General features: G+C 74.3%; 1 protein-coding gene. It reads right to left on the bottom strand.

What is annotated here, in order from left to right; all coding sequences use genetic code 11:
* Positions 1 to 119: 119 nt before the first annotated feature.
* The coding region (locus A9X01_RS30965) for an electron transfer flavoprotein subunit alpha/FixB family protein (RefSeq protein WP_253848871.1) at positions 120 to 764 on the bottom strand (645 nt) is incomplete at its 5' end.

The following is a 764-nucleotide window of genomic DNA, read 5'->3' as shown; positions in this document are numbered from 1 at the left end:
GGCTCACTGGGGGGTGCACGCCAGATGACGAAATGTGCGCGCTGGGGGCGCGAACCCCCCAAAACCCCCCCCCCCCCCCGCGGGGGGGGGGGGTTTGGCGTCTTTTCGCGGGGGCTAAATCAGCCCTTGCGCGCCTTGATCGCCTCGGTCAGCTGCGGCGCGACCTTGAACAGGTCGCCCACCACGCCGTAGTCGGCGATCTCGAAGATCGGCGCTTCCTCGTCCTTGTTGACCGCGATGATGGTCTTCGAGGTCTGCATCCCGGCCCGGTGCTGAATCGCCCCGGAGATGCCCAGCGCGATGTAGAGCTGCGGGGAAACGGTCTTACCGGTCTGACCGACCTGGAACTGCCCCGGGTAGTAACCGGAGTCGACCGCCGCACGCGACGCCCCGACCGCGGCACCCAGCGAGTCGGCCAGCTCCTCGACGACGCTGAAGTTCTCGGCGCTGCCCACACCGCGACCACCGGACACCACCACGGTGGCCTCGGTGAGCTCCGGGCGGTCGCCGGCGCCCCCGAGCCGGCCGACGGTGCCGGAGAGGTCGTGAACGTCGAGGTGCCCGAGCCCGCCGAGAACGCGACCAAGATCACCTCGCGCGAGCCGGCGGTCGCCGGCGCCCCCCCCGCGCGCCCCGCGGCCCCCGGGGGGGGGGGCGGGGGGCGCGGGGGGGGCGCCGGGCGGCGCCGGCGCCAACGCGGGTACCGACGGCAATGGCGGCAACGCCAGCAACGGCGGGGTCGGCGGGGCCGCCGGCTCCGGCGG

Origin of the sequence: Mycobacterium asiaticum (genome assembly GCF_001668675.1) — a bacterium.
Taxonomy (GTDB): domain Bacteria; phylum Actinomycetota; class Actinomycetes; order Mycobacteriales; family Mycobacteriaceae; genus Mycobacterium; species Mycobacterium asiaticum_D.
The sequence above is the reverse complement of the archived record's forward strand: the minus strand, read 5'-3'. Positions and strand labels throughout refer to the sequence as shown.